The 19,322-nt window shown below is 66.2% G+C and carries 29 protein-coding genes; 5 read left to right on the top strand and 24 right to left on the bottom strand.

Annotated features, from left to right (window positions below; translation table 11 throughout):
• Positions 1-6: 6 nt before the first annotated feature.
• The gene (locus tag JIN95_RS14495; protein WP_200531924.1) at positions 7-1,086 is read right to left on the bottom strand and encodes a zinc-dependent alcohol dehydrogenase family protein; all 1,080 of its coding nucleotides are present in this window, start codon (positions 1,084-1,086) and stop codon (positions 7-9) included.
• Positions 1,087-1,332: 246 nt separating this feature from the next.
• Between JIN95_RS14495 and JIN95_RS14500 the strand changes: the two genes are divergently transcribed.
• Positions 1,333-2,538, top strand: coding sequence for a HAMP domain-containing sensor histidine kinase (locus tag JIN95_RS14500; protein WP_200532164.1), 1,206 nt, complete (start codon positions 1,333-1,335; stop codon positions 2,536-2,538).
• Positions 2,539-2,598: 60 nt separating this feature from the next.
• On the opposite strand, the gene JIN95_RS14505 is transcribed toward JIN95_RS14500, so the two are convergent.
• Positions 2,599-4,116, bottom strand: a complete 1,518-nt coding sequence (locus JIN95_RS14505) for a replication factor C large subunit (protein WP_200531925.1) — start codon at positions 4,114-4,116, stop codon at positions 2,599-2,601.
• A 185-nt stretch (positions 4,117-4,301) separates the two neighbouring features.
• Here JIN95_RS14505 and JIN95_RS14510 point away from each other — a divergent pair, with 185 nt between their 5' ends.
• Entirely contained in the window at positions 4,302-4,937 is a 636-nt protein-coding gene (locus JIN95_RS14510) for a DsbA family protein (protein WP_200531926.1), read from the top strand.
• A 129-nt stretch (positions 4,938-5,066) separates the two neighbouring features.
• On the opposite strand, the gene JIN95_RS14515 is transcribed toward JIN95_RS14510, so the two are convergent.
• The 8 genes from JIN95_RS14515 to JIN95_RS14545 all read right to left on the bottom strand — a co-directional run bounded on the left by JIN95_RS14515 (position 5,067) and on the right by JIN95_RS14545 (position 8,871).
• Positions 5,067-6,209: a site-specific integrase gene (locus tag JIN95_RS14515; protein ID WP_200531927.1), complete on the bottom strand. Its 1,143-nt coding sequence runs from the start codon at positions 6,207-6,209 to the stop codon at positions 5,067-5,069.
• Positions 6,206-6,514 (bottom strand): hypothetical protein, encoded by a 309-nt coding sequence (locus JIN95_RS14520; protein WP_200531928.1) that lies wholly within the window; start codon positions 6,512-6,514, stop codon positions 6,206-6,208. Before JIN95_RS14520 ends, JIN95_RS14515 begins: the two co-directional genes overlap by 4 nt.
• The gene (locus tag JIN95_RS14525) at positions 6,511-6,795 is read right to left on the bottom strand and encodes a hypothetical protein (RefSeq protein ID WP_200531929.1); all 285 of its coding nucleotides are present in this window, start codon (positions 6,793-6,795) and stop codon (positions 6,511-6,513) included. Before JIN95_RS14525 ends, JIN95_RS14520 begins: the two co-directional genes overlap by 4 nt.
• Entirely contained in the window at positions 6,792-6,926 is a 135-nt protein-coding gene (locus JIN95_RS16430) for a hypothetical protein (protein ID WP_255521291.1), read from the bottom strand. The genes JIN95_RS14525 and JIN95_RS16430 overlap by 4 nt, the downstream gene beginning before the upstream one ends.
• The gene (locus JIN95_RS14530) at positions 6,923-7,333 is read right to left on the bottom strand and encodes a hypothetical protein (protein WP_200531930.1); all 411 of its coding nucleotides are present in this window, start codon (positions 7,331-7,333) and stop codon (positions 6,923-6,925) included. Before JIN95_RS14530 ends, JIN95_RS16430 begins: the two co-directional genes overlap by 4 nt.
• Complete coding sequence (locus JIN95_RS14535; protein WP_200531931.1) at positions 7,330-7,926, bottom strand: J domain-containing protein; 597 nt, start codon at positions 7,924-7,926, stop codon at positions 7,330-7,332. The genes JIN95_RS14530 and JIN95_RS14535 overlap by 4 nt, the downstream gene beginning before the upstream one ends.
• Before the next feature lie 181 nt (positions 7,927-8,107).
• Positions 8,108-8,521, bottom strand: a complete 414-nt coding sequence (locus JIN95_RS14540) for a hypothetical protein (protein WP_200531932.1) — start codon at positions 8,519-8,521, stop codon at positions 8,108-8,110.
• A complete protein-coding gene (locus JIN95_RS14545) occupies positions 8,521-8,871 on the bottom strand; it encodes a helix-turn-helix transcriptional regulator (protein ID WP_200531933.1) in 351 nt (116 codons plus the stop codon). Before JIN95_RS14545 ends, JIN95_RS14540 begins: the two co-directional genes overlap by 1 nt.
• 488 nt (positions 8,872-9,359) lie before the next feature.
• On the opposite strand from JIN95_RS14545, the gene JIN95_RS14550 reads away from it, so the two are divergent.
• Positions 9,360-9,599 carry a winged helix-turn-helix domain-containing protein gene (locus JIN95_RS14550; protein WP_200531934.1) on the top strand — a complete coding sequence of 80 codons (240 nt, stop codon included), beginning with the start codon at positions 9,360-9,362 and terminating at the stop codon, positions 9,597-9,599.
• A gap of 2 nt (positions 9,600-9,601) precedes the next feature.
• On the opposite strand, the gene JIN95_RS14555 is transcribed toward JIN95_RS14550, so the two are convergent.
• The 14 genes from JIN95_RS14555 to JIN95_RS14615 all read right to left on the bottom strand — a co-directional run bounded on the left by JIN95_RS14555 (position 9,602) and on the right by JIN95_RS14615 (position 18,068).
• Positions 9,602-9,868, bottom strand: a complete 267-nt coding sequence (locus JIN95_RS14555; RefSeq protein ID WP_200531935.1) for a hypothetical protein — start codon at positions 9,866-9,868, stop codon at positions 9,602-9,604.
• A 167-nt stretch (positions 9,869-10,035) separates the two neighbouring features.
• Positions 10,036-11,040 carry an AAA family ATPase gene (locus JIN95_RS14560; RefSeq protein ID WP_200531936.1) on the bottom strand — a complete coding sequence of 335 codons (1,005 nt, stop codon included), beginning with the start codon at positions 11,038-11,040 and terminating at the stop codon, positions 10,036-10,038.
• Positions 11,041-11,317: 277 nt separating this feature from the next.
• Positions 11,318-11,515 carry a hypothetical protein gene (locus JIN95_RS14565; protein WP_200531937.1) on the bottom strand — a complete coding sequence of 66 codons (198 nt, stop codon included), beginning with the start codon at positions 11,513-11,515 and terminating at the stop codon, positions 11,318-11,320.
• Between the two features lie 479 nt (positions 11,516-11,994).
• Complete coding sequence (locus tag JIN95_RS14570) at positions 11,995-12,600, bottom strand: site-specific integrase (protein ID WP_200531938.1); 606 nt, start codon at positions 12,598-12,600, stop codon at positions 11,995-11,997.
• Between the two features lie 136 nt (positions 12,601-12,736).
• Positions 12,737-12,862, bottom strand: a complete 126-nt coding sequence (locus tag JIN95_RS16435; RefSeq protein WP_255521292.1) for a hypothetical protein — start codon at positions 12,860-12,862, stop codon at positions 12,737-12,739.
• Positions 12,863-12,923: 61 nt separating this feature from the next.
• Positions 12,924-13,244: a hypothetical protein gene (locus JIN95_RS14575; RefSeq protein ID WP_200531939.1), complete on the bottom strand. Its 321-nt coding sequence runs from the start codon at positions 13,242-13,244 to the stop codon at positions 12,924-12,926.
• 127 nt (positions 13,245-13,371) lie between these two features.
• A complete protein-coding gene (locus JIN95_RS14580; RefSeq protein ID WP_200531940.1) occupies positions 13,372-13,587 on the bottom strand; it encodes a hypothetical protein in 216 nt (71 codons plus the stop codon).
• The gene (locus JIN95_RS14585; protein WP_200531941.1) at positions 13,580-14,029 is read right to left on the bottom strand and encodes a hypothetical protein; all 450 of its coding nucleotides are present in this window, start codon (positions 14,027-14,029) and stop codon (positions 13,580-13,582) included. Before JIN95_RS14585 ends, JIN95_RS14580 begins: the two co-directional genes overlap by 8 nt.
• Positions 14,026-14,622, bottom strand: a complete 597-nt coding sequence (locus JIN95_RS14590) for a methyltransferase domain-containing protein (protein ID WP_200531942.1) — start codon at positions 14,620-14,622, stop codon at positions 14,026-14,028. The genes JIN95_RS14585 and JIN95_RS14590 overlap by 4 nt, the downstream gene beginning before the upstream one ends.
• On the bottom strand, positions 14,615-15,637 hold the full coding sequence (locus tag JIN95_RS14595; RefSeq protein WP_200531943.1) for a glycosyltransferase: 1,023 nt from the start codon (positions 15,635-15,637) through the stop codon (positions 14,615-14,617). The genes JIN95_RS14590 and JIN95_RS14595 overlap by 8 nt, the downstream gene beginning before the upstream one ends.
• A complete protein-coding gene (locus tag JIN95_RS14600; protein ID WP_200531944.1) occupies positions 15,630-16,166 on the bottom strand; it encodes a hypothetical protein in 537 nt (178 codons plus the stop codon). Before JIN95_RS14600 ends, JIN95_RS14595 begins: the two co-directional genes overlap by 8 nt.
• A gap of 123 nt (positions 16,167-16,289) precedes the next feature.
• A complete protein-coding gene (locus JIN95_RS14605) occupies positions 16,290-17,192 on the bottom strand; it encodes a hypothetical protein (protein WP_200531945.1) in 903 nt (300 codons plus the stop codon).
• Entirely contained in the window at positions 17,168-17,842 is a 675-nt protein-coding gene (locus JIN95_RS14610) for a hypothetical protein (RefSeq protein ID WP_200531946.1), read from the bottom strand. Before JIN95_RS14610 ends, JIN95_RS14605 begins: the two co-directional genes overlap by 25 nt.
• Positions 17,835-18,068, bottom strand: coding sequence for a hypothetical protein (locus JIN95_RS14615; protein ID WP_200531947.1), 234 nt, complete (start codon positions 18,066-18,068; stop codon positions 17,835-17,837). Before JIN95_RS14615 ends, JIN95_RS14610 begins: the two co-directional genes overlap by 8 nt.
• A 201-nt stretch (positions 18,069-18,269) precedes the next feature.
• Between JIN95_RS14615 and JIN95_RS14620 the strand changes: the two genes are divergently transcribed.
• A complete protein-coding gene (locus JIN95_RS14620) occupies positions 18,270-18,773 on the top strand; it encodes a hypothetical protein (RefSeq protein WP_200531948.1) in 504 nt (167 codons plus the stop codon).
• A gap of 53 nt (positions 18,774-18,826) precedes the next feature.
• Positions 18,827-19,321 carry a hypothetical protein gene (locus JIN95_RS14625; protein WP_200531949.1) on the top strand — a complete coding sequence of 165 codons (495 nt, stop codon included), beginning with the start codon at positions 18,827-18,829 and terminating at the stop codon, positions 19,319-19,321.
• Position 19,322: the final 1 nt, after the last annotated feature.

The raw sequence follows: 19,322 nt of genomic DNA on the forward strand, positions 1-19,322 counted from the left end.
GGACCGTCAGTTCGCGAAGTCGGTGACGACCTCAACGCCGCGCGCGTCGTACTCGTCCATCGCGGCGAGCCGGTCGGAGACCGCCGAGAGCGCCAGATCGTCGCTCACCAGCGCGGCGGGGTCCACGTCGGTCGCTTCGATCAGGGCGAACAGGTCGTCGTAGCTCGTCGGGGGCATCCCGCGCGAGCCGACGAACGACACCTCCCAGCGGGTCATCCAGTCGGTCGGGAGCGACACCTCGCCGCGCTCGGCCTCGGTGGTCAGCCCGACCTGCACGTGCGTCCCCCGGGGGCGCACGGACCGGACCGAGTTCCGGCACGTCTCGGCGATCCCGAGCGCGTCGACCGAGACGGTCGCCCCGCCGTCGGTCAGGTCGCGAATCCGGTCCGGCACCGCGGTCTCGCCGTCGCCGAGATCGGTCGGGTTCACGGTCTCGTCGGCGCCCAGATCGCGGGCGAACGAGAGGGCCTCGTCGTCGACGTCGACCGCGACGGTCCGGGCGCCGAGCGCGTCGCCCAGTTGGACCGCGGAGAGCCCGACGCCGCCGCAGCCGTGGACGGCCAGCCACTCGCCGCCGCCGAGTTCGGCCCGCTCCGCGAGGGCGTGGTACGCCGTCATGTACCGGCAGCCGAGCGCGGCCGCCGCGGTGGCCCCGAGCCACGGCGGGCGCTCGACGAGGTTGTAGTCGGCGTCCGAGACGGCGACGCGCTCGGCGAACGCGCCGGGGGCGTCGGGCTCGAAGCCGAGCGCCCGTCCGTCGTCGCAGACGTTCCCGTGTCCGCGCCGGCAGCGCGGACAGGTGCCGTCGCCGAGCGAGAAGGGGACGACGACGCGGTCGCCCGGCGCGAAGCGCTCGACCGCGTCGCCAACCGCGACCACCTCGCCGGCGGGCTCGTGGCCGAGCACCTGTCCGCGGGGGACGCGGTCGTCGGCCCACTCGCCGTGGCCGGCCCACGCGTGCCAGTCGCTCCGACAGACGCCGCAGGCCGCGACGCGAACCACGGCGCCGTCCGGGCCGGGCTCCGGGTCGGGGACCTCGCGGACGTCCAGCGGTTCGCCGTACTCGCGGAGGATCGCGGCGCGCATACCGGCCCCACGATCCGGAGGCGATTAAAACCGACTTCCGCGATCAGGCTGTCAGACACGTGTTTTGTCCGTGATAAGAGACGTGTCCGAACTATCGAGGAGATTTGTTTTTGTCCGCAAGACCCTCTTTTAACGGGTTTGAGTGCCAGATAATGTTGATTGGATGCCGTCGTCTCCAGTAACAAAGCTGATACACGAGAAAGGTTTATTATCCAACAGTTGGGTGTATCACGTGTGACGCAGCCGATGGGAAGTCGGCCGGGGGTCGCGTATCGGCGACCGGACGGCGATCCGACGCAGCTCGTCGTCGAGGCCGCCGGCGAGTCGCGGCTGAACCCGGAGGCGCTGCCGCGGTCCGACTGGCTCCGGGTCGTCGAGTCGGAGGACAGGAGCCGGCTCCGCGACGCGCTCGACGAGGGCCCGGTCGACGTGACGTATCGACTGTCGGTCGGGGACGAATGCGAGTGGATCCACGAGCGCGGAGCGCGCGACGAGGACGGCGACGTCGTCGGCTACCTCTTCCCCGCCGACGACCGGGTCCAGCGCCGCAAACAGCTCGAACAGCAGCGCGAGCGGTTAGAGGAGTTCGCCAGCGTCGTGTCGCACGACCTGCGGAATCCGCTCTCGGTCGCGGTGGGGAACATCGAACTAGCTCGGGAGTTCGACGGCGAGGAGGCCGACGAGCGGCTGGACCGCGCTCAGGACGCCCTCGACTACATGGACGACCTCATCGGGGACCTCCTCGCGCTCGCCCGCGAGGGGCGAACGGTCGAGGAGACCGCGACGATCGACCTCCGGACCGTCGTGGATCAGGCGTGGCGGACGATCGGCGCGCCGGAGGCCGTCGATCTCGTCGTGGCCGACCCGCTCCCGTGGATCGAGTGCGACCGCGGGCGACTCCGGCAGGCGCTGGAGAACCTCTTCCGCAACGCGATCGAACACGGGGCGGGTGACGACATCTCGATCGATATCGGCGACGGGAGCGCCGAGCGAGCGAGCGACGGGATCGATCCGGACGCCTTCGGCGGCGGGCGAGGACCCGACTCCGAGCCTGACGCGTTCGAAGGCGACGCTGGCGAGACCGACGAGTCCGAGACCGACCCGTCGCTCCGGGTGTTCGTGGGTCGGCTGCCGGACGGCTTCTACGTCGCCGACGACGGCGCGGGGATCGACCCGTCGGACCGCGACGCCGTGTTCGATCCGGGCCACTCGACCGACACCGACGGGACCGGGTTCGGGCTCTCCATCGTCGACCGCATCGCGGAGGCCCACGGCTGGGAGGTGTCGGTGGCGGAGAGCCGGGCGGGCGGCGCCCGGTTCGAGTTCACCGGCGTCGACCTCACCGACCCCGAGGGGACCGGCGCCGTCGATCCCGAACCGAACGAGAGCCCCGCCTCGGAATCCGCCGAGGTCGGCTCTCGGAGCGGCTCGGAGACGCCGCAGAGCGAGTGACACCGTAATCGACCGCCACCGCCCGACCCCACCGCCCGATCCCGTCCGTTCGTCGTTCGCTCAGACGAAGTCGCTCAGCCCCGCCTGCCCGTCGTCATCGTCGGCGGCGTCCTCGCCGGCGGCGCCGTCCTCAGCGGTCCCGTCGTCATCGAGCGCCGCCTGGTCGGCAGCGGCGCCGTCGTCGCCGTTCTCGCTGGCCCCGCCGGATCCGTCGACCCCGCCGTCCGACGGACCGGACTCGTCCGGCCCGCGGCGACCGCCGGCGAAGGCGCCCTCGGCGTGGTCCTCCATCCGCTCCTCGCGGAGCGCCTGCGCGTCCTCGACGATCGATTCCACCTTGTTCGTCGACTCGCCGGAGCCGGTGACGAAGGCGACGCCCGCCTCGTCGAGGTCGTAGGCCGCCGCCATCGCGACCGTCAGCTCCCGGGGCTTACAGTGGTGGGTGACCGCCTGCAGGAACGGGAGCACCTCGCGGCGCGCGGTCGCGACGCTGCACCCGCTCGCGGCCGCGATCTGCCCGACCACCTCGTCCGCGGTGGCGTCCGAGGACGACCAGAACTGCGGGCGGCCGTAGCGGGTCCACCCGCCCTTCTCCCCGTCGCGCGCGGCGGCGACGCCCGCGGCAGCGTTGTCGGTGGCGTAGCGCCAGTACGAGTAGTTCTGCGTGGCGCGGACGCGCCCCAGCCACACGTCGGCGTTCGCGAGGAAGTCGTACGCGCGGACCGCCTCCATCGGCTCGTACACGTCGAGGACGTTGTTCTCGATCCACTTCGTGAGGTCGTCGGGCGTCTCGTCGACCGCGTACGCCGACTGGAGCGCCTCCTCCGCCGACTCCTCTTTGAGGACCGCGTCGAGGAACGGGAACAGGCCGAGCGCCTTGTCGCGGTCGCCGGTGACCACGTCCTCGACCGCAATCGCGTCCCGGCCCTCGGTGGCGGCCTGCAGGTCGTTGATCGCGCCGCGGAGGTCGCCGCGGTTGCGCTCCGCGATCCGCTCTAAGGCGTCGGACTCGAACTCGATCCCCTCCTTCCGACACACGTCGCGGAGGACGGGGACGATGGAGCGCGCGGAGACGTCGCGGAACTCGATCTCCTGTGTCGCGTTCCGGAGCCCACGCGCCATGTCGTAGTAGTCGTTGGCGATGAGGACGATGGGCTGGCCCGACTCCTTGACCAGCTTCGTGATCGCCGAGGCCCCGCCGCGGTCGTAGTTGCCGTGGATGTTGTCGGCCTCGTCCAGGATGACGAGCTGGCGGGAGGCCGTGTCGCCCCCGGCCGCGCCGCCGCCCGCCGCGCTCCCGCCGAGGGTGGCGTTGCGCGCGGCCCGTCCCGCAAAGCGCTCGATGACGTCTGCGGTGCGCTGGTCGGAGGCGTTCAGCTCGACCGTCTCCCACCCCATGTCGTTCGCGAGCGCGTGGGCCGCGCTCGTCTTCCCGACGCCCGGGCTCCCGTGGAGGACGACGGCCTCGCGGTGGTCGTCCCACGACCGCGCCCACTCCGCGAACGCGTCGCGGGCCTTGTCGTTGCCGCGGACCTCCGAGAGCGTGCTCGGGCGGTACTTCTCCGTCCAGTCGGCCATTACCGGTGCAAGGAGCGAGCCGCGTTTAGTGGTTGCGGAGCGCCAGGAGCGACCGGAGCCGGTCGCCCCTCTCGACCGCTCCCGGTCCGCTACCGGCTCGGCCGCTTCCCCCGGCCGACGCACCGCTCGCGGTACCGCCCAGGTCACTCGGACGCTTATCAGGTCGGCGGCCGTATCGGACGGTGATGGACGACTCCGACGACGCCGTCGCGATCTACTCGGATTACGTCTGCCCGTTCTGTTACCTCGGTCGCCGGTCGCTCGCGGCGTACCAGGAGACGCGGGACCGCGAGCTCGCGATCGACTGGCGTCCCTACGACCTCCGCGGTCACAAGCGGGGCCCCGACGGCGAGATCATCCACTCGATCGACGACGGGAAAGACGAGGAGTACTTCGAGCGGGTCCGCCGGGACGTAGATCGTCTGCGCGACGAGTACGGCGCCGAGGCGATGCTCGACCTCGACGACCTCCCCGAGCGCGTGGACTCGTTCGACGCTCAGGTCGCCTCGCTGTACGTGAGCGAGGCGCGTCCGGACCGGTGGCTCGACTTCGACGAGGCCATATTCGAGGCGCTCTGGGTCGACGGGCGGGAGATCGGGGACGCAGACGTGCTCGCCGATCTCGCCGAGGGGGTCGGGATCGAGGGCAACGAGATACGGAGCGCGATCCGCGACGAGGACCGCCGCGCGCGGCTGCGGAGCGCGTTCGCCGAAGCGCGGGACGCGAGGGTCGGCGGCGTCCCGACGTTCGACTACGAGGGCCGGACGGCGCGCGGCGCGCTGTCGCCCGACCAACTGCGACAGCTCGTCGAGGGGGTCTGAAGTTCCGAAGTCGTTCGCGAAGGAGGATCGGCGCCGCTGACGGTGTGAAAAGTCGAAGTGGGACCGCTGAGGACACAAACTTGTTCTGAGTTGCGATGCATCCGACGCTCGCCGTAGTGGTGTGATTCATCATTCGTACAGAGTATCGAGGTGCTGCCGGCGGATCGCCATCCGCTTCAGCTTCTCAGGTTGGTCGTAGACGCTGTTCACGAGCTCCACAGAGGTCGCCATCTTCACCGCGATCTCCTCGGGCGGCCACCCGCGATCGCGATGCCACGTCACCGAGCCCGTCCGCCACTTATGCGGCGACCGGACCGACGGGCAACGCGACTGCTGACCGTGGACACGAGCCTCACAGTCAGCCGGATCGCGGTCGTGAGGACACTCCTTCCCGACCTGGCACGGCTGAGTCATCACGTACGCACGGACCCGGATCCCGGAGACGCTGATCCGTCCCGGCGCCTTCTCTGAGGCGAGCAACGGCTTCCGTCCGTGCTCGTCAGTGCCGTCCTTCCGGCGATGCCGAATGTACGCGCGGAGCACGTCGCCGAGTTCGTCCGAGATGTTCACCGGGCGCTCGCCGCTCGCCTTCTTCTTCAGCGGCGTGTCGGTCTCCGGCCGGTGCCGGAAGTAGAGGAACGGAAGCTCGACGCCGCCGAGGATCTCTTCCAGGACGGACTCGCCGACGTCGAGGTCTTCCTGGTACCGCAGTCGATCGAGATCGTCCTCCTCCAGGTAGACGTCCTCCAGGTCGAGCGCCCGGAGCGACCCGGCGCGGGCGCCGGTCTCCCACATCAGGAACGCGAGGACGTGGTCGCGGCTCGCGTACTCGAACCGGTCGAGGTACGCGAGGATGTCCTTCGCGCGCTGCGTCGGCAGCTTCTCGCGGTTGATCCGCTCGTCCTTCGAGACGTGCGGGATGTCGACCTGACTGGCGACCGCGGCCTCGACCGCGTTCGCCTTGATGCCGAACTCCAGGAACTGCCGGATCGTCCCGAGTTGGTTGTTCAGCGTGTTCTTCTGAACGTCGCCGCTCGACCGCCGCATCGAGTCGAAGCGGAGCAGGTGACGCCCGTTCAGGTCGTTCAGGTTCTCGACGCCTTCGTCCTCGAGGAACTCGACGAACGGCTCGACACGGTAGCGGTAGCTCTGAACCGTGCTCTCCGCCTTGTCCATCTGCTGGCGTTCGAGCCAGATGTTGAGCGCCTCGCGCGGCGCCATCGGGATCAGCTCGTCGCCCCCCTCCGGCGCCTCGTACTCGTCGTCCCTCACCGCTCACCTCCGAGCGCGCGGATCGCCTCGCGCAGCATCTCCTCGTCGGCGCCGTTCGCGAGCTCCACGAGCCGCTTCACGAGCAGGTCCGACTCGGTCGACGTCGGCGGGTCGGGCCACGGCGTTCCGCGGACCTCTGTCCAGAGGAGGTACATCGCCTCCTGGTCGAACTCGACTTCGAGCGGACCGTCCGCGGTGATCAGCGTGAGGACGTAGCCGTCGGCGTCGACCGCAGGCCCGTACGTTACCCCCGTAAGTGGGCGCTCGGCGTCGACGACGCGGCGTTCGATGCCATCCCCGTTCATGGCTGATCTCCCCGCACGATAACGTCGGACTCTTCGACATCCGAGTCGCCCATCAGATCCCGATCCGGGACCTCAAGCGTCGACTCGCAGTCCGGGCATACCCACCCAGAGACGACTGTCTCACGCGGCTCGTCTCCAGCAGTGAGCGAGGAGCGAGAGCCGAGGTAGTAGACCTCGGAGACACCGTCGCAGACCGGGCATGGCAGTTGCGACCGCTGTTCCGGGTACACCTGGTGACCAGCGACATCGATACGCTGTCCATCACCCGCGGTCTCGCTCATCGGTCGTCCCTCTCGACCTTCGCCGCGTGTCCGGTCTCCTGACGGTGCTCGTCGACCTCTCGGCCAGTCCCGACGAGCGTCGTCGCATCGCCGGTCCACGGGCACTCCTTACAGACTGCTCGGTAGCTCATCGGTCACCCCGAACCATCGAGGCGATTCGATCGACCACCCCGCGACCGGGAGACTCGTCTTCGCTACGGCGGACGCGCTCTCGCCCGTGGCCGGGGTTCTCGATCGCGTGCTCGTCAGGCGTCGAGTACTCCTCGTGTTCGAGGATCTCCGGATAGCACCCGCGAATCGCGACATCACTGACACCGTCGGCAGCGACGCCGACCTCGGCCTGTGTCCGCTTCTCGTTGACCAGCATCGCGGCGCAGTACACCGCGCTCGCCGCGACCACGCGCCCCGACCGGTTGATCGGGTGCTCCATGTCCGCGCGATGCGCGAACTCGGTCGCCATCTCCGTCGCCTCCTCGGAGAGGTCGAGGTTCTCGCAGATCTCCTCGACGAGCGGCTCGGCGAGGTCGAGGTCCGTCATCGCTCGCCCTCCAACATCGCCTCCTCGGCGTCGTTGACGCGCTCGAACTCGGCGCGATCGCCGCCCGAGTCCGGATGGGTCTCCGCCTTCCGAGCACGGGCGGCGGCCTTCACCACCTTCTCGGGTGCGCCCTCCTGGATCTGGAGGACCTCGTGCGGCGCCTTCGTCTCGCCGCCGGCGACCACGATCTCGTCGTCGCCGCTCGGGAGCGCCTGCGTGCTCATTTCGGTCTCGACCGTCGCGACGCCGTAGCGCTCGATCGCGCGCTTCGCGTCGAGGTACTTCGCGATCGCTCTCGCGTTGTCCCGGAGGTTGTTCCACCGGTCGCACGGGACCGCGAACCGCTGTCCGTCGCGGTCGAAGTAGACCACGACGCCGGGATCATCCGGGTCGCGGTCCTTGTAGGGCCTGTGCGGGTGACGCGCGGTGTGCGGCGCCGCCGTCTCGACGTCGACGTTCACCGCGTCCATCTTGTCGAGCTCCTCGACGATCGAGTCGAACGCGGTCGACCGGCTCACCTCGAAGCCGCCGGGGTACCGCTTCCGTTCGCTGGCAGGTGTCCGGTCGAAGCCCGCGGGCCAGTCGAGGGTCATGCTTCCTCCATCAGTTTGACCCGATTGTACAGCGACTTTGTCGTCTTCACCGGTTCACCAGTTTTCAACGAACGGACCGTCTTCGTCCCGCCATCTGTCGCTCCGCAGTACGGACAGGCGGGAGTTTTCGTGGCGACGAGGCCACCGCACGATCGGCACTCGAAGAGCTGCCGAACGTGCTTCACGCCGAGTCACCTCCCTCGTCCGTCTGCGGGATCATCGCCCACTGCGCCGACTGGTCCAGCGAGACCGCGACACCGCCGATGCGCTCCACGTCGGGGTAGTACTCCACGGTCGCGACGCGAGGCGGGTCCTCGTCCTGGCGACGTGCCTCGGGAGTCAGGTTCTCGAACGCGTTGTCGAGCAGAACGTTGGGGAAGCGGTCGAACAGCGTGCGCTCGATCGCCTCGATGTGATCGAGGTTGATCTCCTGTGCCAGGTCCTCGTCGACGGACTCCTCGTCGATCCAGCAGAACAGGCCGGTGTCGTCCCGGTGGATCTGTACCGACGCCTCGACGAGACGCGGCTCGTCGTCTTCGGCCGCGTCCACCGCCAGCTGGTGCGCGACCATCCCGGCGTGCGCGTTGTCCGCCATCACGCACCCCCGTCGACCGCACTCGCGAGGTGGAACCGGCGCTGATCGAGCAGCCGGAAGCCCTCCTTCGTGACGCGGTAGGCGTTCGTCCGCGCATCGATCTCCTGCGCCCGCTTCTCGATCAGCCCCTTCTCGTCGAGCTCGTCGAGGTTCGGGTAGAGGCGCCCGTGGTTGATCTCCTCGCCGTGGATGTCCTGCAGGCCGTCCTTGATCGCGAGGCCGTGGACGTTGTCTAGACCAGCCTCAAGCCGCGCGCAGACGGCGAGGAGGTCGAAGTGGAACGCGGTCAGGTCGGTGTGACGGATGCGGTGCGTCTCGGTGTCGGTCGGGGTGGTAGAGTCGGTACTCATGAGTCGATGGTCTCAAACTGCGAGGTGTCTCGGCCGATCGCGTCGAGCAGGTTCCGCAGCGGAACGCCGCTGACGTCGAGGCCGCACGGTGACAGCGTGGCGCGACCGCCCGGACCCTCGAACGAGTAACCGTGCGTCGAGAGCGGGCGATCGCAACCCGGACAAGCGTCGCTGTCGCCGTTGAGAACGATTCCGCCTGCGTGCGTGCCGGGAGTTTGAAGGTCCCCGGACGGGTTTGCTGACATGGCTTTCGTGGTTGGAGCACGGAAGCCCACGCGGACCCGCTGTACTAGCAGCGTGTCCGCATTCGTTTTGCGAAGGGACCCACCGACGAGCGACGGGTCCGCGAGAGTGCTTCCGTAGTTACACGTTCTAGAGCGAGGGGACTTAGTTGCTTTGTTTGAACTAATCCGCAAATATGGACTAGTATCTATATTTGGATTAGATTCCCCATGAAAATATAACCCCAGAGCAGAGTGGAATCTCCAATGGCGGGGAGAAAAAATACCGTGCCCGACCAACAGATTCTGCAACTTTTCGAGGAATCTGATGATCCGTTCCTTACCACTTCTGAAGTCGCGGATGAATTTGGATTCACTAACAGCGGTATCCTGAAGCGGCTGAAAGCCTTGGCAGATGACGGAAAACTGGGTTCGAAATCTGCAGGAAAGGGTAAAGCATGGTGGCTGACTGACGAAGGGCGCGAGTACGTCGCCGCCGAAGAGTAACCTCACACGTCCACCTGCCCGGAACGGACTGCTCGAATCCCGATCTGCGAGAGCACGGGCTCGATCCATTCGGGGAGCTCTCCGATCTCCCAGCGGGAGTACGCGATCTCGTCGTTGATCGCGAACTCCCACGTGTCGTCGTTGTTGTCGACGACGATGCGGCTGTCCGGGTCATCGAAGATGATCACGCTGACCGGATCGACATCGTCGTCCTCTGGGTCGATTCGGATCAGGTCACTCGCGTCGCGCGGCTTCGGTGGTGCTCGCATACAAGACAGCCGACAGAAGATTCGGTAAAAGCGGAACCGGGGAGCGTATCGAAAGACGATCGCAAACGCCGATTTTCAGAGCCTCGCCGTGTCGAGCCCCTTCGAGACGGCGAAATATCGAATATATCGAAAGCAACGTCGTACGGCGATTATCGGAATATCGAAAGTCAGGGCTCGCTGTATCGGTAACGGCGATCGCGAGTCGAGCCGGTCGACTCGATCAGCTCGTAGTGCTCCAGCGACTGGAGGTACTTCCGTCGCGTGCTCTTCACGCGCGGGTCGGCGACGCGCTCCTCGTACCGTCGGTGAAGCTCCGAGGCGCGGATCTCGCCGGCGTCCTTGATGATCTCGTAGAGGTGGCGCTGGTGCGTCCCGAGCGTGTCGACGTGGCGCTCGTGGATCTCCTCGCGAGCCTCCTCGCGGACGGGCTGCACGTTGTCGACGGTCAGGGTCTCGTCGCCGTGCTCGACGGCGTCCCGAACCGATCGGCGGAGCAGCGTGATCGCGTGGCGGGCGTCGCCGGCGGCGATGTCGGCGATCGTCTCGACAGCGTCCTCGTCGACGACACCCGTCGCGAGGGCGGCGTCGATCCGGCTCCAGAGGATGTCGACGAGTTCGTCGTGGTGGTAGCGTTCGAGACAGACCTTCGTCGCGCCCCGGATTCGTGAGGCGACGCGGGAGTCTAGGTCGCTGAAGAAGTCGTCTTCGTCGACGCAGATCAGCACGAGGGTCACGTTCGGGATCTCCCAGAGCGCTTGGATGGTCTGCTCGTCGTCGAGAACATCGACCTCGTCGACGATGCCGACGAAGTGCTCGTCGAGGTCGCGGAGGCGATCGAACATCGTCGAGGTCGGTGTGCCCTTCTTCCGGAGGTCGTTCGCCCGACCGGCGTCGCGAACGAGCGAGTAGACGATCGCCGACATCGACGTTTCGGAGATGCAGTTCACGTAGCCCCAGCGAATACCGAGGACCTCCTGGTCCAGCTGGCGGACGATGTAGTTCGCGATCGTCGTCTTCCCGGTCCCGCTGGAGCCGGTGATCATCACGGTCTCGGCGCCGAGGCCGTGCGCGAGGGGCTTCAACTGAGCAGAGAGATGCTGGAGGTGTCCCTCTCGGTGATGGAGTTCCTGCGGGACCCAGTCCTCCTTCAGAACACGGGCGTTTTGGATCACGGCTCGCTGTTCTCGATTCGCTGACTTGTAAGCGAGCCGTCCGGAGTGAAAGTGGTCCGCGTCCGACAACTGGTGGAGAACCCGGGTCGATCAGTACCTTCTGCCTACTCCTCACGATCGAGCAAGACGTACCGACCGTCGGCGCCTTTCTGAACCGCTCTGCGACGCCGACCGTCTTGTTCGACGATAACTTCTCGGTACCTCGCTCCGTCGTCGCCGTGCCAGCCCTTTCGGACCTCCACGACAGTAGGTTCTTGATCCATATGTTTGCCGTGTCTCACACCTTACTCAGTGCCCAGCCACCAACAATCCCGGCGACAACGACCGTCGTTGTCCCGAGTCCGGTGCCGGCGACTACTGTCGCCCCCAGCGCAGACCCGTAGCAGCCGCCGATCAGCAGTGACGTTTCATCAGGTGTGAGCTCAATGCCGCCAGTCTCCTGCTCGACGTCATCCGTCTCTTGCTCAGACTCCATGACCACCACCGTTCGAGCGTCGGCGGTGCAGATGGTGACCTAGCGCTAAAACCAACGCCAACACGCCGTACGCTGGGGCTATGAGTAGCGAGTCGACGACCCCAGCACCGCTCATCATCGAGTAGCCGAAGCCGGTTCCCATCATGGCGCCGATGAACGTCTCGTAACTGGGGCGATCGCCTTCGCCCGAAGACTGATCGCGTTTCACAGCCGATGCACCCCAGCGAACACGCAGATAGCGGTAGCGACGCCGACCACAGCGAGCGACCACGGCTCGACCGAGACGCCGGCCACAGTCGAGCAGCGCGGTGCGAGAGTCGGACCCGTCGCACAGCCCCACTCGCTACAGTACGCCCATGACTGCCGGCAGGCGAGCATCGAGACCCAGAGCGCCAGACCGACAGCCACAGCTGCGGGCGGTCGAAGAATACCGTCCGCAAACCGGGAAGCGCGATCGAGTCCTACAGCAGACTGATCGCTCAAAGCGCCACCCCGCTCATCGAGTCGATGATGTTCTCCTCGGTCGGCGCCGCGAGGTACGGCTCGATCGCGTCGTAGCTGCTCCACCCGCCGAGTGCCATCACGATCCGCGGGGAGACGTGCTCCTCGACGAGGAGGTGGTTCGCCCAGCAGCGCCGGAGGTCGTGCGTGCTCACGCGCTCGTAGTCCGAGTCACCGCTCTCCTCGGCGGCGCCGGCGGCGGCCTTCGCGACCCAGTTCTGGACGCTGCGCTTGGTGACGTCGACGAGCGGCTCGTCGCGCGCGATCTTCTCGGTCTGGACGTAGCGGTTGATCGTTGCCTCGATGTCGACGGGGAGCCAGGTCTCGCGCTGCTTCCCGCCGGCGTACTCGCCGGTGGTGTCCTTCCCGCCGACGACTTCGAGCTCGTAGTGCCGACCGTCGGACATCCGCGAGATGTGCCGCGGCTCGACGTCGAGGACTTCACCGACGCGAAGTCCGCAGTCGCCCATCAGTCGGATGGCGACCTCGTGCTCGAAGGAGTCGGCGGCTCGGGGGAGCGCCTGGTACTCGTCGCGGGACATCCAGACGTTCCAGGAGCCGTCGCGATTTCGTTCGGTTCTCATTTCGCGTTTGTCCGCATGTCCATGAAATATGAAGCTTGCGGCGCACCGGGTTTCCGGAGTGATCGGGGCGGATATGGGGGTTTGCTTTCGCGCTTGTGTGGAAACGTGAAACGGTGATCTGTGCCCAGATATGGATCTAGACGTTACAGACCCACCAGTAGAAGATCGCATACGGCCCCTCGGGTGGACAAAGAACCATGCCGAGCACGGCCACTGCTAGTAGCACGGCAACGATAGCAACTATCGGTGCTGCGGGATGCATAATCTCAAGAATACATTCAGTAATCAAAAAAGTGGGTTGCCGAATAGCGCCGCCGAACTACTCATCGGCGATCGCCTCCGTCTGCGGCCGCGTAGACCTCGCTGTCCGGCACGTCGTGGTAGTGGATCAGCGCCCCGCCGGGCCCTTCGCAGTGAAGGCCGCCGTGCCGGCCGACGACGTTCGCGACGTACAGATCGGCGTCGACGCCGAGCTCTTGCTCGCAGTGCGCGTCGGCGGCGGCCATGTACTCGCTGTCGGGCTCGACGCCCGCGGCCGCGTCGTCCATGACGGCGACGCCGGTCAGTACCACCGCGCCGAGCACGACCAGCGTGATAAGGAAGCCTGCCGCGTCGCCGCCGGCCAGCTGCGCTCGCTCGGTCATGGTAGAATCAGGCCCACGGTGATTGTGAGCCCCAAACCGAAAACGACGATGGCGGAAACGAACATCAGGACCATTACCAGACGCTCTAGCCGAGGATAGCGATTGAGCCATTCGGATAGCGTACTCATCAGATCCACCCCAGTGAGACCGAGGCAGCTACACCGATAGCGTACCAGAACGCGGCAGAGAGCAGCACCCAACCGAGCGCCTGATAGTTGATCGCGCCGTGTCGCGGGACCAGATCCCGGACGAACGTGACGCCGAACACGAGCCCGAACACGAGCATCAGGATCTTCTCTGCCGCCCAGTGCCTGGTGACAGACTCGCGCACCGACTCAGTCACCGACCGTCACCTCCGGGGGGTCGTCGAGGTCGACACCGTCACGGTACTGCTCCCAGCGCTCGTCGACAGCGTCTTCCATCGCTTCGCGCTCCTCAGCGTCCGGCGGCCGACCCTCCAGCGCCGCAAACAGCGCGACAGCGCTCATCTCGGTGTTGATCTTCGCGGCCGGGGTGGCGTAGTTACCCGACAGATCGGCGCGGTCTCGTGCCATCTGGTTCCACACCCCCCCTTCGGTGTAGAGGAACGTGAACACGAGTAGTCCAACGGCCGTCAGCCCGATAAGTGGCCACGCGTACTCGCCGTAGCCGTACTGGCGGAGCGTCAGCGTCGCGGTCGACAGGCCGGTCATGACGAGCATCGCCAGCCGGATCTGGCCACTAACGCCGTCGATACGTGCGAGCCACCGGGCGGCGATCCGAACCCACCAGCGCGTCGCCGTCATTGGCCCCTCCGTGCGAGACACAGCCACGTCGTCTCACCCAGCCGCTCACACCCGAGTCGCTGGGCCAGTCCGGTTGCGCCAGAGTGACTCGGTCCGACGCCGAAACAGGAGATCTCGCTAAAGCCGTGCCGGTCGAGCAGTTGCTGGAGCACGGTCGGGCCATACCACGCGACGTGCGCCTCGTTGACCTGCTCGCGGCCGCCGAGAACACGCCGAACATGCGCGAGGAGCCACGGGTTCGGCGTCGACAGCACGACCTGTCCACCCGGGCGGAGGTGCCGGCGGGCACTCTCGATAAGGCCGCCGGGGTCGCTCACGTGTTCGATAAGCTCGCCGGCGACGACCGTATCCGCCGTTACGTCAACGCTGAGGTCGGTCGCGTCACCCACGCGGATGTCGTACCCGCGATCGCGGAGCTCGTCGACGGCGTCGGCCTCGGTGTCGATACCGATGACACTCTCGTACCGGTCACACAGCCGGCCGTGCAGCCAGTCGTCGTCGGCGGCGGCCGCAGCCTCGTGCTGCACCGCGCCAAGATCGAGAACGGTCGGGCCTTCGACAGCGTCACAGATCGCGCTCACCCGGTCAGGCATTCGCGAGCACCTCCGTGAAGAAGGCCTCGTACTGCCGCGCGACGGCCATCGCGGTGTGGTCGCGGCGGATGCGTTCGAGCCCCGCCCGCCCCCGCTCGGCGCGGGTCTTCGGATCTCGGAATTCGTGGAGTGTGTCGCGCAGCCGGGTCTCGGAGTCGACACAGACCAACGGCTCGCCGTACGCGAGGAACTCGTGAAAGTCGGTCGTGATCACCGGCAATTCGCTAGCGAGCCCCTCAAGCATCGCGTTCGGCAGGGCGTCCAGGCGCGAGGCGTGGATCATGCAGTTCGAGTCGTTGAGCTCGGCGTTCGGATCGACGTATCCCGCAAACTCGACGTGGTCGTACTCTGCGAGCGCTTCCTCGGCGATGTCCGAGTACTCGCCGTCGCCACACACGCGCCAGTACCCACCGCTCTCGGAGAGCACCTCCTCAACAACCGGCGCCCACTCAAGAATCGGCGCGATCTTGAGCTGGTAGTCGAAGTTGGTCAGCGTCGCGATCCGGAGTTCGTTGTCGGCGTGGACGGTTGTCGGCCACTCGGTCGGGTCTTTGACGAGCCCGGCGACGCCGGTCGGGACGCCGGTCCGGGCGGCGAACTGCGTCGCACAGCCGGGTGAGACCGCGAGTGTGGCGTCGACGTGCTGGAGGACAACCCGCTTGGCCGCCCACTTCTTCAGCGGGTGCATGTCCCACAGGTCGAGCTCGCGAAACACGTCGCCGCGCATCCGGTAGACGAGCGTGGCGTCGTGGAACGGCTTCTTGAGCACCTCGACGCCGAGATCGCGGTCGGCGTTGTCAACGAGAAGGATGTCGTAGTCGGACGGGTTCGGCGGGTCGATCGCGACGTCCATTCGGCTGGCTTGCAGCGGGACGGCGACTTTCTCGACACGATTCCCGGGGTAGACGACCGCGACAGACACGTCCGTGGGATCGACGCGTGTTCGCGTGTCGGTGAGTTGGTCTGCACGGTCCTGCTCGGCCAGTATCTCGGCGGCGGTGGTGGTCTTACTCATCGGCATCCTCCTGTCGCTGTTCGCTGAGCGCCTCGAACAACTGGAGGTCCTCACCGCGCCCGGAGACGGTGATAGCTGAGACGACCTCCGTCTCCGATGTGTGCTGACTCGCGAGGAACCAGCCGAGCGCGCCAGCGAAGAACAGCACCGAACCCGCCATGTACTGGAGGCTCGGCACCGGCGCGGAGAAGAGGATGATCGATCCCCACCACGCGGGGACGAACCACAGCAGCGGGATGCCGAGCCGGAGCATCCCTTCGAGCGATGCGAGCTCGCGCTCGTCGGCGTTCGGGGACTCCGGGAGGTACCGATACCGCCCAGGTGACTCGGCGACGAGCTCGAACCCCTCGTCGTGAGTCTCCGCGTACTGGTTGATCACGAGCACTGCGAACCGCTGGGAGATCCAGTAGGCTCTCGCACCGACTCGCTGGAGCAGCTCAGACATATTGATCACTGCTTCGATCGGCGAGATCTCGATCGAGATCAGCGGATCGACCACGTCTCGGGGCACCCCCCGGGCTACCACCATCGTCGGTTTCTGCTCTTAGCGTACGATAACGTGTATATGTAGCCCAGCCGTGTTTGTTAGTAGTATGTACCTGTACGCCGTACTGCGATTCGGCACGTCCCCGTACTAGCGGATTATCGGGCATCATCGGCTGTATACATCCTCGAAACTGTCGGCGTTCACGAGGTTCGACACTCGTTGTTGGCTCAATCCGTCGACGTGGTCGGCGGCTGTGAGGACTGATGCGATGTCGCCCTGCGACAGTCCGTGGTCGTACATCGCTCTGACCATTCCGAAGCGCGTCTTCTGCATCGACTTGTTCCAGTAGTTCTCCTTGAGGCGCTCGTACTCCTCGCGGTGGACGTAGCTGGACTTCGTGTCGCCTTCGAGGCGCTCGCGCTTCTTCTTATCCAGCGCCTTGAACTCAGGGTGCCAGTCGAGGATAGGCCACGAGATAGTTTCCGTTCGCTGGGTGTAGCTCGATTCGTAGTGTTCGTTGTTCTTCAACCGATAGACCTTCGCTTCCCCTTTCGGCTTCCCTGTGTCCGTCTCTTGGGCCTGTATCCAGTAGTCCGCTGAGTCCTCGCCGAGTCGCCCGTCCACCCAGCCTTTGGACGGCGCCGTCATCATGCCGAAGACCTGTCGGTAGCGCTTCGATGCGAACGCCTGACTCAGTTTGACGTTGTCCTTCGAGCTCCCGCGTCGGGCGTCGACGGCGCGTTCCGCCTCGTCAAGGAGGAGGACGCTTCCCGGCTGCACCTCGTCGTACATCACCTCGTACTCCCGCGGGTCGAGCGTCGCCTTGTCGGCGGTCCATCCGGACATGTCCCACAGGAGGGCGAGACAGAACGCAAGGGTGGTCTTCCCGACTCCGGTCTCCGATGCCGCGGTGATAATGACGTGCATGTCGCGCCCGGCGGTGAGACGGGAGACGAACTCGTGGAAGAGCTTCGAGTCCGAGATCCCTGGATAGCGCTTCCAGATGTCGACCGGCGAGGTCGCTTCGCCCGGATCGATATCGGTCACTCCAGGTTCTTCTGTCGCCATTCTTCCACCTCCTCGATCATCTCGTCGTTCAGTTCCGTCCGCGGCGTCGCGGCCGTGACGGTCGCGAGCAGTCCGAGTTCTTCTGCGGCCTGATCGAGCAGCCGCGCCGCCTTGAGCAGGGCCTCAGGAGGCAGGCGGAGCGGCTTCACCTTCTGAACGGTCGTCGGTCGGTACCGTCCTTTCTTCTCCGTGACGACCTCGGTCTTGTCGGTCCATTCGGTCAGCGTCTCTAGGCCGGTCGCGTACTCGTACTCGACCTCACCGTCGTCGTCACGGACGGGGAGCCCGACCCATCCGAGCCCCGCACCGCAGTTCTTGCACCCCAGATCGGGATCGGCTTTGTCGGGGTCGTGACGCGTCTCGCACTTCTGACAGACGAGCGCCTTTGTCCGCTTCACCCCGACCCGCCACAGTTCGACATCTTCCCAGTACTCCGAGACCCCGTCCTGCGAGGAGAGGTACGGGTACAGCGCCTCGAACCACCCCATCACGGCTTGGTTCAGGTCGGCGTGCAACTCCTCGCGGACCTCGTCGTCGTACACCCGTCCGTTGACGCCGGCCCACTGGTTCCGCGCCGCGAGACACTCGCGGTACGCTCGGTGGATCGCCGTCGTAACCTGCCCGACGGGTTGATCTTCGCTCTCACTCATTGCCCTCTGAGCCGGGGAACTTCCGGAGGATCACGCACGGTTCGTCGATGAGGAGCGGCCCCCCGCCAGTGTAGACGAGCGGTTGGTAGTTTCCCGAGGCCTCCATCCCGCCGTCGATCGCCATCGAACGGGGGATGTGGGCCCGGAAAGTCGTGTTACTGTGGGGACTGAGCTTCCGCGGACGGTGCCGTTTCGAGAGGTCGTCGAGCCCGACGACTGCGTCCATCTCTCGCACCGCCTCCGAGGCGCGCGCGAGGTCGTCAGCGGCTCGTGTTGCATCGCTTGAAGACATCTATCTGCCGCCGTCATGTCTACCCCTCTTAAATTCCCTGCACAGGGTCAGGATAAGGTTTCAAACACACACCGCGCTGTACCTAGTCAAACCCTGCTCGGAGGGTTAACATATCGGAGACGGGGCGGCTCGATCATGGCATCTGCCATGAACCCGGACACGCGAGGCGCGGCGCCCGCGGCCCGGCTGACCGGACTTCAGGAGCACAGTGAGATGGGGCGGGTCGAACGATTCGCTCAGGGGATCGGGAACCGTCTCGGGGTAGCCCGTGATCGTGCCGAGGAGCGCGCGGACTGGGAGGTCTCTCAGGCCGGCGCTGCCTACGAGCACGCTGAGGAGGAGCTGAACCCCGTCGATCGGGACCAGTCGGTCATGCACAACATGATCGGCGGCGCCATCACGTTCGGCATGGCGCTGATGATCATCGTGCTGATGGCCCTCGTCACGGGGTACTTCGCGACGGAGGTTCCGTCCGAGGGTGCCTTCAACGAGTCCATCGACACGGCGGTGGACATCGGTGGGACCGGGTTCATCATCTTCGCCGTGACGCTGCTCGCGGTGCCGGTCGTCGCCCTCATCGGCTACTTCATGCGAAGTGGTCTCGGTGGGTTCATGGGCGGCGGCGGAATGGGTCGCTAAGTCGGCCCCTCCCACGACTCGATTTTTGACCACCCCACCCACCCCAATCAGCCATGCAACTACGAGGATACGTGTTCGGGATCGCCGTGTTCTGCCTCTTCCTGCTCGCCGCGATCATGGGATCGTTCGCGATGGAGGCGAGCTATCAGGAGACGCCGGACCGCGTCATCGACGTTCGAGACGAGGAGATGGTCGTACAGACTGACGAACCGAACGCGGTGCAGAACGCGGACGCCCGCGGGCTCCAGGACGAGATCGTGGTCTACCACCAGGGCGAGCAGCTCGTCCCCGGCGAAGACTACGTGTGGGACCCGGATACGGGAGAGGTGACGTTCAACGCGTCGTCTCCGTCGGTCGTCGACGGCGAGCTCGCACTCGTGAGCTACGCCTACGAGGACCGCTCGCAGGCGGTCCGGGAGTCCCGTCCGATCTTCGAGGACATCGCCGGACTGCTCCCGTACGTTGCACTGCTGCTGATCCCGGTCGTCATCCTCTCGGTGATGGCGCTGGCGTACGCGGCGAAACCGAGAGACACGATGGGAAGATAAC

Origin of the sequence: Halorubrum sp. LN27 (genome assembly GCF_016635065.1) — an archaeon.
GTDB classification, from domain to species: domain Archaea; phylum Halobacteriota; class Halobacteria; order Halobacteriales; family Haloferacaceae; genus Halorubrum; species Halorubrum salipaludis.

What these genes read in the sequence shown, in the direction of transcription:
- JIN95_RS14495 (WP_200531924.1), bottom strand. Translation starts at nt 1,086, where the DNA reads ATGCGCGCCGCGATCCTCCGCGAGTACGGCGAACCGCTGGACGTCCGC.
- JIN95_RS14500 (WP_200532164.1), top strand. Translation starts at nt 1,333, where the DNA reads ATGGGAAGTCGGCCGGGGGTCGCGTATCGGCGACCGGACGGCGATCCG.
- JIN95_RS14505 (WP_200531925.1), bottom strand. Translation starts at nt 4,116, where the DNA reads ATGGCCGACTGGACGGAGAAGTACCGCCCGAGCACGCTCTCGGAGGTC.
- JIN95_RS14510 (WP_200531926.1), top strand. Translation starts at nt 4,302, where the DNA reads ATGGACGACTCCGACGACGCCGTCGCGATCTACTCGGATTACGTCTGC.
- JIN95_RS14520 (WP_200531928.1), bottom strand. Translation starts at nt 6,514, where the DNA reads ATGAACGGGGATGGCATCGAACGCCGCGTCGTCGACGCCGAGCGCCCA.
- JIN95_RS14525 (WP_200531929.1), bottom strand. Translation starts at nt 6,795, where the DNA reads ATGAGCGAGACCGCGGGTGATGGACAGCGTATCGATGTCGCTGGTCAC.
- JIN95_RS16430 (WP_255521291.1), bottom strand. Translation starts at nt 6,926, where the DNA reads ATGAGCTACCGAGCAGTCTGTAAGGAGTGCCCGTGGACCGGCGATGCG.
- JIN95_RS14530 (WP_200531930.1), bottom strand. Translation starts at nt 7,333, where the DNA reads ATGACGGACCTCGACCTCGCCGAGCCGCTCGTCGAGGAGATCTGCGAG.
- JIN95_RS14535 (WP_200531931.1), bottom strand. Translation starts at nt 7,926, where the DNA reads ATGACCCTCGACTGGCCCGCGGGCTTCGACCGGACACCTGCCAGCGAA.
- JIN95_RS14540 (WP_200531932.1), bottom strand. Translation starts at nt 8,521, where the DNA reads ATGGCGGACAACGCGCACGCCGGGATGGTCGCGCACCAGCTGGCGGTG.
- JIN95_RS14545 (WP_200531933.1), bottom strand. Translation starts at nt 8,871, where the DNA reads ATGAGTACCGACTCTACCACCCCGACCGACACCGAGACGCACCGCATC.
- JIN95_RS14550 (WP_200531934.1), top strand. Translation starts at nt 9,360, where the DNA reads ATGGCGGGGAGAAAAAATACCGTGCCCGACCAACAGATTCTGCAACTT.
- JIN95_RS14555 (WP_200531935.1), bottom strand. Translation starts at nt 9,868, where the DNA reads ATGCGAGCACCACCGAAGCCGCGCGACGCGAGTGACCTGATCCGAATC.
- JIN95_RS14565 (WP_200531937.1), bottom strand. Translation starts at nt 11,515, where the DNA reads ATGGAGTCTGAGCAAGAGACGGATGACGTCGAGCAGGAGACTGGCGGC.
- JIN95_RS14570 (WP_200531938.1), bottom strand. Translation starts at nt 12,600, where the DNA reads ATGAGAACCGAACGAAATCGCGACGGCTCCTGGAACGTCTGGATGTCC.
- JIN95_RS16435 (WP_255521292.1), bottom strand. Translation starts at nt 12,862, where the DNA reads ATGCATCCCGCAGCACCGATAGTTGCTATCGTTGCCGTGCTACTAGCA.
- JIN95_RS14575 (WP_200531939.1), bottom strand. Translation starts at nt 13,244, where the DNA reads ATGACCGAGCGAGCGCAGCTGGCCGGCGGCGACGCGGCAGGCTTCCTT.
- JIN95_RS14585 (WP_200531941.1), bottom strand. Translation starts at nt 14,029, where the DNA reads ATGACGGCGACGCGCTGGTGGGTTCGGATCGCCGCCCGGTGGCTCGCA.
- JIN95_RS14590 (WP_200531942.1), bottom strand. Translation starts at nt 14,622, where the DNA reads ATGCCTGACCGGGTGAGCGCGATCTGTGACGCTGTCGAAGGCCCGACC.
- JIN95_RS14595 (WP_200531943.1), bottom strand. Translation starts at nt 15,637, where the DNA reads ATGAGTAAGACCACCACCGCCGCCGAGATACTGGCCGAGCAGGACCGT.
- JIN95_RS14600 (WP_200531944.1), bottom strand. Translation starts at nt 16,166, where the DNA reads ATGGTGGTAGCCCGGGGGGTGCCCCGAGACGTGGTCGATCCGCTGATC.
- JIN95_RS14605 (WP_200531945.1), bottom strand. Translation starts at nt 17,192, where the DNA reads ATGGCGACAGAAGAACCTGGAGTGACCGATATCGATCCGGGCGAAGCG.
- JIN95_RS14610 (WP_200531946.1), bottom strand. Translation starts at nt 17,842, where the DNA reads ATGAGTGAGAGCGAAGATCAACCCGTCGGGCAGGTTACGACGGCGATC.
- JIN95_RS14615 (WP_200531947.1), bottom strand. Translation starts at nt 18,068, where the DNA reads ATGGACGCAGTCGTCGGGCTCGACGACCTCTCGAAACGGCACCGTCCG.
- JIN95_RS14620 (WP_200531948.1), top strand. Translation starts at nt 18,270, where the DNA reads ATGGCATCTGCCATGAACCCGGACACGCGAGGCGCGGCGCCCGCGGCC.
- JIN95_RS14625 (WP_200531949.1), top strand. Translation starts at nt 18,827, where the DNA reads ATGCAACTACGAGGATACGTGTTCGGGATCGCCGTGTTCTGCCTCTTC.